General features: G+C 67.7%; 8 protein-coding genes. 4 read left to right on the top strand and 4 right to left on the bottom strand.

Going from position 1 to position 7,224, the window contains the following annotated elements; translation table 11 throughout:
* Positions 1–64: 64 nt before the first annotated feature.
* Complete coding sequence (locus tag B7P44_RS36855) at positions 65–289, top strand: hypothetical protein (RefSeq protein ID WP_133117951.1); 225 nt, start codon at positions 65–67, stop codon at positions 287–289.
* Positions 290–603: 314 nt separating this feature from the next.
* On the opposite strand, the gene B7P44_RS30475 is transcribed toward B7P44_RS36855, so the two are convergent.
* The 4 genes from B7P44_RS30475 to B7P44_RS30460 form a co-directional block, all read right to left on the bottom strand.
* Entirely contained in the window at positions 604–1,503 is a 900-nt protein-coding gene (locus B7P44_RS30475; protein ID WP_084909558.1) for an aminomethyltransferase, read from the bottom strand.
* A 94-nt stretch (positions 1,504–1,597) separates the two neighbouring features.
* Positions 1,598–1,813: a hypothetical protein gene (locus tag B7P44_RS30470; protein WP_059609854.1), complete on the bottom strand. Its 216-nt coding sequence runs from the start codon at positions 1,811–1,813 to the stop codon at positions 1,598–1,600.
* 201 nt (positions 1,814–2,014) lie between these two features.
* Positions 2,015–2,665 (bottom strand): NADPH-dependent FMN reductase, encoded by a 651-nt coding sequence (locus B7P44_RS30465; protein ID WP_084909557.1) that lies wholly within the window; start codon positions 2,663–2,665, stop codon positions 2,015–2,017.
* Between the two features lie 307 nt (positions 2,666–2,972).
* A complete protein-coding gene (locus tag B7P44_RS30460) occupies positions 2,973–3,278 on the bottom strand; it encodes an NIPSNAP family protein (RefSeq protein WP_084909556.1) in 306 nt (101 codons plus the stop codon).
* A 176-nt stretch (positions 3,279–3,454) separates the two neighbouring features.
* Between B7P44_RS30460 and B7P44_RS30455 the strand changes: the two genes are divergently transcribed.
* The 3 genes from B7P44_RS30455 (at position 3,455) to B7P44_RS30445 (ending at position 7,212) form a co-directional block, all read left to right on the top strand.
* On the top strand, positions 3,455–4,243 hold the full coding sequence (locus tag B7P44_RS30455; RefSeq protein ID WP_084909555.1) for a GNAT family N-acetyltransferase: 789 nt from the start codon (positions 3,455–3,457) through the stop codon (positions 4,241–4,243).
* Positions 4,244–4,459: 216 nt separating this feature from the next.
* On the top strand, positions 4,460–6,517 hold the full coding sequence (gene kdpB / locus B7P44_RS30450; protein WP_084910117.1) for a potassium-transporting ATPase subunit KdpB: 2,058 nt from the start codon (positions 4,460–4,462) through the stop codon (positions 6,515–6,517).
* The gene (locus B7P44_RS30445) at positions 6,514–7,212 is read left to right on the top strand and encodes a response regulator (RefSeq protein ID WP_084910116.1); all 699 of its coding nucleotides are present in this window, start codon (positions 6,514–6,516) and stop codon (positions 7,210–7,212) included. Before kdpB ends, B7P44_RS30445 begins: the two co-directional genes overlap by 4 nt.
* The last annotated feature ends 12 nt before the right edge of the window (positions 7,213–7,224 follow it).

The raw sequence follows: 7,224 nt of genomic DNA, 5'->3' as shown, positions 1-7,224 counted from the left end.
TGTTTAAGTTAAGTTATTAATAGTATGTTTTTGTTTGTTTTGATTTTGATTTTTTGGTGAAAATATGAAATGGGAAATTCGTGAGGGGCGACAATTCGGCTATGCCGTTCTGCGCATTGCGCATCGCCGGGATGCGCCCGTCTGGCGGGGCGGTGCGGGCAGCGGACTGATCGTGGGCAGGCAAAAAAAAGAGGTCGGACGCGAGCTTTCGCGGCTGCATGTCCGTTTCGAATTCTTTGGGGTGTGGGCTATTGAGATTCCTCAACAATCAGCGGAATTGTGGAGGTAATTGGCACCTCACGATTCGGCGCCGGCGTTCGCGGCAGCCGCCGCCCAGCGGCAGCGGGGCGCCGTCAGGACGGGCGGGCGTGTCCTGACCGATCGGATCGGGCCCCGGATGCGGCAAGTCGCAGTCCGACGGTTCCGCGTAGATGGGGCGGGACATGAAGCGTGAAGAAAGGGCTGCCGCATGCGGCGGGATGTTGCGTCACGGGGGCTGATTCGCTCGGCCCACCTTCACGCAGGCGGTGGCGGCATCGCGAGGCGGCCGGCCGACAATCGAAACCGATCATCGCGCCGAGACGCCGCGCACCACATCCGACGCTATTTCCGGATGAACCGCAGCGCGAAGCGCGTCATCCGCGGCACGAACATCGGCCGCAGCAGCCGCTTGTCGTAGCCGGCCATCCGCCGGTCATTCTCGGCGAGGCACAGTTCGATCAGCTCGCGCGGATCGAGCGCGTCGCCGACTGCCGCGTGGCCGGTCGCCGAAAAGTTCGCATCGTGCGCGACGCCGTCGGCGTCGATGCCGCGTGCGATGCCGATCCGTTCCCAGATCAGGAACGCCCACACGGCGGCGACCTTCGCAAAGAGCCACGGCCGGCGCCACCACGCCATGTTGCGCCAGTACCATGCGTACCAGTTGACGAAGAACAGGATGTGCCGGCCTTCTTCCTGGATCACCGGCTCGAAGGTCTCGACGAGCGCTTCCGGGAAAAAGCCGGAACGCTGCGCGGTGCGGAACAGGCCGAACGCGAAGAAGCTGTCGATGCACTCGCTGAAGCCCGTCACCATCCACGCCCATTCGGCGTCCTTCGGCGCGGGATAGGCGGGTTCCGGCGCAAGCTTGATGCCGTACGCGTCGACCAGCTTCGACAGCACGACCTTGTGGCGCGCTTCCTCGCCGCCGTCCATGTCGAGCGCCTGCTTCAGCAGCGGGTCGCGGATGGTCGACGCGAACGTCGCGACGCGAATCGACGCGCGGCCTTCCGTCTGCACCGCGATGTCCCAGATCGGCAGCGACGTGAGCCGCTCGAGCGCTTCGAGCTTGAGCGGCGGCCAGTCGAGGACGGCCGGCTTGTACGGGTTGTGTGTGTCGAGCAGCATGCGGCAGAACATCTGCTTGTGCGCATCGGAACCGATTTTCACCGGACCTTGCCTCTCGAAGGTCCAGTTGCGCATTGCATGATCTGCTGCCTGCTCGCGCTGCAGCGTATCAGTCATGGCATTGTTATCGCGATTACGGAGTGAGAGAGTCTCCCATAGCTCCGGTATTCGCGTATTTTGGTTCAGCCATGCGTGCGCCGCGTGACGCAGGTCAAGCGTGCGCGTCCACCCACAGGCGGCCCCAGCGGGACGCATAGGCGAGCGCGTGCTCCTCCTCGAAGAAGAAATCGATCGCGTCGAACGTGACGGCGCGCGACGGGCCGCCGCTCGCTTTTTCGATCGTCAGGTTGGCGGCGAACAGGCCGTTCGGCAGCCGCGCGGCGGCGGGCGCGACTTCGTAGCCCTTGTAGCGGATCGTGCGAATCATGGCGCGCTCGAAGAGGGTTCGGGCTTTCAGCGTACGAAAACCCGCGACCGGCGTGAACCAATCTTTCGGCCAATGCAAATCACGCGGTGGGCTGAATCGTTATCGACCGTGGACGGCCGTGCGTACGGTGGCCGGCGGCGCCGGATGCGCGCCGCCCGCGCGCGGGCGAGCCGCCGGGCGCGGGCGGGGAAAGAGAACGGGTTACTGGTTGGCGATCTTCAGCACCGGCGCGAGCGCGTCGACCGATGCCGCATGCGACGCCGCGCGATGCGACGCGAACGCGAGCGCGAATTCGGCGGCTTGCGTGCCGACCGTCTCGAGCTGTGCGACGACTTTTGGATCCGAGCAGCTGTCGGCGCTCTCGAAGCGCGTCTCGAGCGTGTTCACGGTCGCGCCGAACGGCGTCGGCCAGCCGCGCAGCGCATGGACGATCGAGCGCAGCGACGTCAGCACGGTGCCGGCGGCCTGCCAGCCATACGCGGTCACGATCAGGCCGACCGCGCGGCCGTCGAGATAGGGCCGCTGGTCGGCGCGCAGTTCCTCGAGCGTGTCGAGCGCGTTCTTGACGAGGCCCGACACGCCGCCGTGATAGCCGGGCGTCGCGATGATGATCGCGTCGGCTTCGCGCACGGTGTCGATCAGCTCGCGCTGCGCGTCGGTCAGCGCATTGTGTTCGGGCGCGTAGTGCGGCAGCGTGTGCAGGAACGGACCGTCGAACAGGCGGGTGCGGGCGCCGGCCGCCTGCGCGCCGCGCAGCGCGAACGTCAGCGCGCGCTCGGTGGACGAGGCCGCGCGGGTGGTGCCGCCGATGCCGACGACGAACGGCCGGCGGTGTTGATCGAATGCAGTCAAGGGGCGCTCCTCGGGGATCGGGTGCCCGGCTCAGCACAGGCTTAAACACGGGCTTAAAAGCTGCATGGTAACGACCCCGCCGCCAGTCTGAAAACGACTTTTCGTTCTATCGATATGCCGCGCGGCCCGGTGAATCGCGTGCGCGGCGGCGCAGATCGATAGCAGAAATGCTTGGTTGGGAGCGCGGCGGGCCGTCGATATGATGGCTCCGTCTCCTCCATGATGTCTCTACTGACATGGGTTGGCCCCGCCGGCGCGAATGCAGGCGGGGCTTTTTTTTCGTCCGGGCGGCGTCTTCGATGCGCGCTTACTCGAATACCGGCCGGAAGAAGCTGCGCTCGTAGCTGACGATGCACCGGGTTTCTTCCGCGTACCGGAACGCGGCGAGGCACGCCTCGTCTTCCTTCGAGCGCTGCCGGTAGGTTTCGTAGGCGGCGAGGCTCGGGAACGAGAACATCGCCAGTGCGATGTCGCTCGCGCCTTCGGACGGCAGGAAGTAGCCGTGGTGCGTGCCGCCGAACTTCTCGACCAGCGGGATCCACATCTTTCCGTAGGTCTCGAACTGGTCCAGCTTGTACGGGTCGACGACGTAGCGAATGTAGCAAGTGATCATGGGCGTGTGCGAGCGGGCGAGGACGCTCGAGTCTGGATCGCAGGGATCGGGCTGTCAATCGGCCCGTCAATCGGGCAGGCGACGACCACGCGCGACGCAACTTTTACGACATTTTTTCTTGCGACGGAAAAGCCGGCGCTCATAGACTTCGGGCAACGAAGCGAAGGAGCCAAGCCATGTCGACATCCTCGGACGAAGTCATCGAACGCCTGCACGTCACGCCGCCGGCGCCACGCGCCGAGCGCGTCGTCGTGCGGCGCTTCGATCCTGCGTTCGACGGCTATGCGCTGCTCACCGACATGCTGCACCGTGCGTTCGCGCGGCTCGGCGCGATGGGCTTGAACTGCACCTGCGTCGACCAGGCCGAAGACATCACGCGTCGGCGCGCGGAGGCAGGCGAGTGTTTCGTCGCGGTCAGCGGCGGCCGCGTGATCGGCACGATGACGCTGTATGCGACCGATCCGGCGTCGGCCTGCTCGCTGTACCGCCAAGACACGGTCGCGAGCGTGCGGCAGGTCGCGGTCGATCCGGACTGGCAGGGCCGCGGCGTCGGCGCGATGCTGCTGTCGTTCGCCGAGCAATGGGCCGCGACGCGCGGCTATACGCTGCTGGCGCTCGACACGCCGCAGCCGGCGTCGCACCTGCTCGCGTTCTATCGCTCGCAGGGGTTCGAGATCGTCGACGTCGTGACGTTCACCGGCAAGCGCTACGACAGCGCGATCCTGTGCAAGCGGCCGGTCGCGATGCTGGCGCGGCGGGTGTCGCCCGCGTCGCAGATGGCGGTGCGCGTGGCGGCCGTGCGGCGCATCGCCTACGTGCTGCGGTCGCGCGTCGCCGCGATGGCCCGGGATGGCATGCGGGCCCGCCCGTGCGCGCGGATGGCGGCGCGCCGCGCCGCGGGCGCGGCCAGCTGGCGTTCGTCGCCGTGGCGCGCGCGGGTGCACGGGCGCATCGCGCTGAAGTAAGCGCCGGCGCTCGGTCGCCCGCGTCCGCTTTTACGCGATGTTTACGTTTCGCGTGACGCCTTTACCGCGATTTTCACGCGGGCCTGTCTAGGATGGTTGGTGTGGAATCCGATGCCGCGCACTTTGCCGCGGCACGAGGAGATCGCCATGTCCCTTGCTCCAACGACCGGTCATCGTCCCGACAATCTCGGGCAGGCGCGCACCGCCGCGCACTCGATGTTCGATCCCGCGATCGTGCGGCCCGCGCTCGCCGATGCGTTCCGCAAGCTCACGCCGCGCACGCAGTTCCGCAACCCGGTGATGTTCTGCGTGTACGTCGGCAGCATCCTGACCACGCTCCTCTGGTTCGCCGCGCTCGTCGGCCAGGCCGAGGCGCCGGCCGGCTTCATCGTCGCGATCGCGCTGTGGCTGTGGTTCACGGTGCTGTTCGCGAACTTCGCGGAGGCGCTCGCCGAAGGCCGCTCGAAGGCGCAGGCCGCGTCGCTGCGCAGCGTGAAGCACAACGTCGTCGCGAAGAAGCTCGCTGGGCCGCACGCGACGGCCGCCGTCGAGGTGATGGGCTCCACCGACCTGCGTCGAGGCGATTTCGTGCTCGTCGAGACCGGCGACACGATTCCCGCCGACGGCGAAGTGATCGAAGGCGTCGCGTCGGTCGACGAATCGGCGATCACCGGGGAATCCGCGCCGGTGATCCGCGAGTCGGGCGGCGACTTCTCGTCGGTCACGGGCGGCACGCGCGTGCTGTCCGACTGGATCGTCGTCGAGGTCACCGCGAACCCGGGCGAGGCGTTCCTCGACCGGATGATCGCGATGGTCGAAGGCGCGAAGCGCCAGAAGACGCCGAACGAGATCGCGCTGACGATCCTGCTCGTCGCATTGACGATCGTGATGCTGCTCGCGACCGCGATGCTGCTGCCGTTCTCGATGTTCTCGGTGGAGGCGATGAAGGCGGGGCACGTCGTGACGATCACCGCGCTCGTCGCGCTGCTCGTGTGCCTGATCCCGACGACGATCGGCGGCCTCCTGTCGGCGATCGGCGTGGCGGGCATGAGCCGGATGATGCAGGCGAACGTGATCGCGACGTCGGGCCGCGCGGTGGAAGCGGCGGGCGACGTCGACGTGCTGCTGCTCGACAAGACCGGCACGATCACGCTCGGCAACCGTCAGGCGTCGGCGTTCATGCCGGCGCCGGGCGTGACGGAGGAAGCGCTCGCCGATGTGGCGCAACTGTCGTCGCTCGCCGACGAGACGCCGGAAGGCCGCAGCATCGTCGTGCTCGCGAAGGAGCGCTTCAACCTGCGCGAGCGCGACATGCGTGCGCTGCATGCGGTGTTCCTGTCGTTCAGCGCACAGACGCGGATGAGCGGCGTCGACCTGCCGGGGCGCGAGATCCGCAAGGGCGCGGCCGACGCGGTCAGGCATTACGTGGAGACCCACGGCGGGCGTGTCGCGCATGAAGTGGATACGCTCGTGACCGACGTTGCGCGGCGCGGCAGCACGCCGCTCGTGGTCGCGGAGCTGCGCAACGGCGCGGCGCGCGTGCTCGGCGTGATCGAGCTGAAGGACATCGTGAAGGGCGGCATCAAGGAGCGCTTCGCGGAGCTGCGCAAGATGGGCATCAAGACCGTGATGGTGACGGGCGACAACCGGCTGACGGCGGCGGCGATCGCGGCGGAGGCCGGGGTCGACGACTTCCTCGCGGAAGCGACGCCGGAAGCCAAGCTGACGACGATCCGCGAGCACCAGGCGGCGGGCCGCCTCGTCGCGATGACGGGCGACGGCACCAACGACGCGCCGGCGCTCGCGCAGGCGGACGTCGCGGTCGCGATGAACAGCGGCACGCAGGCGGCGAAGGAGGCGGGCAACATGGTCGACCTCGACTCGAACCCGACCAAGCTGATCGAGATCGTCGAGATCGGCAAGCAGATGCTGATGACGCGCGGCTCGCTGACGACGTTCTCGATCGCGAACGACATCGCGAAGTATTTCGCGATCATCCCGGCCGCGTTCGCGACGACCTATCCGCAGTTGCGCGTGCTCGACGTGATGCACCTGGCGTCGCCGTCGTCCGCGATCCTGTCGGCGGTGATCTTCAACGCGCTGATCATCGTCGCGCTGATTCCGCTCGCGCTGAAGGGCGTGCGCTACCGGCCGCTCGGCGCCGCGCCGCTGTTGCGCCGCAACCTGCTGGTCTACGGCCTCGGCGGCGTGCTGCTGCCGTTCCCGTTCATCAAGCTGATCGACATGGTGCTGGTTGCGTGCGGATGGGCATGAGCGAGCCGGCCGTCGTGGTCGTCGTCGTGGACGACGACCGCTTCATCCGGCATTTCGTGCATGCGGCGCTGAAGGCCGAGCACATGCACGTGTGCGAGGCCGCGACGGGTGCGCAAGGTATCGCGGCGGTCGCCGCGCACCGTCCCGACCTGATCGTCGCGGATACGAGCGTGCCCGATGTCGGCGGCGTCGCGCTGATCCGCGCGCTGCGCGGCCAGTCGATCGCCCCGCTGATCGTGCTGTCGGCGCTGAGCGCGGAGGCCGACAAGGTCGCCGCGCTCGATGCCGGCGCGGACGATTACCTGACCAAGCCGTTCGGAGCCGCCGAGCTGATCGCGCGGATTCGGGCCCACCTGCGGCGCCAGGCCGGCGGCGGGCGCATCGGCGACGCACGAGTGTGCTTCGGCGACGTGACGGTCGACTTCGGCGACCGGCAGGTGCTGCGCGACGGCGTGCGCGTGCATCTGAGCCCGATCGAGTACCGGCTGCTGGCCGCGCTCGCGCATCACGCCGGACAGCTGATGACGCAGGACCGCCTGCTGAATGAAGTCTGGGGGGCCGCGCACGAGAAGGACCCGCACTATCTGCGGGTCTACGTCGGGCATCTGCGCCGCAAGCTCGAGCGCGACCCGCGCCGGCCGGCGCTGATCGTCACCGAGGCGGGGATCGGCTATCGGCTGGTCGGCGGCGCGTAGCGCGCAGTCGTC

Origin of the sequence: Burkholderia ubonensis subsp. mesacidophila, from assembly GCF_002097715.1 — a bacterium.
Classification (GTDB): Bacteria; Pseudomonadota; Gammaproteobacteria; order Burkholderiales; family Burkholderiaceae; genus Burkholderia; species Burkholderia mesacidophila.
The sequence above is the reverse complement of the archived record's forward strand: the minus strand, read 5'-3'. Positions and strand labels throughout refer to the sequence as shown.